1 pseudogene is annotated in these 250 nt (G+C 74.0%); it reads left to right on the top strand.

The features are described 5' to 3' along the window. Positions 1 to 5: 5 nt before the first annotated feature. Positions 6 to 250 (top strand): annotated as a pseudogene (locus KVS67_RS12470) ((4Fe-4S)-binding protein); the annotation flags it as partial.

The following is a 250-nucleotide window of genomic DNA, read 5'->3' on the forward strand; positions in this document are numbered from 1 at the left end:
CCCGCGTGCGCCTGGGCATGCCCACCGTCCGCCCCGTACACGGCGAGGACGAGATCCTGCTGAACACCCCGATCCCCCAGTCTTCCCGCGAGCAGCTGGGGAACGGCCAGATGCGCGCCGACATCCGCCGGGCCACGCACACCATCCGTGCCAAGCGTGCCGGCGTCGTCGAGGAGCTGCCGGACTGGCAGGGGCTGCGCGCCGCCGGCTCCGCGCTGAAGCAGTCCGACATGGCGGACCCGCCCGCGCT

The sequence above is a fragment of the Micrococcus sp. GbtcB5 genome, from assembly GCF_019091605.1.
GTDB lineage: Bacteria > Actinomycetota > Actinomycetes > Actinomycetales > Micrococcaceae > Micrococcus > Micrococcus luteus.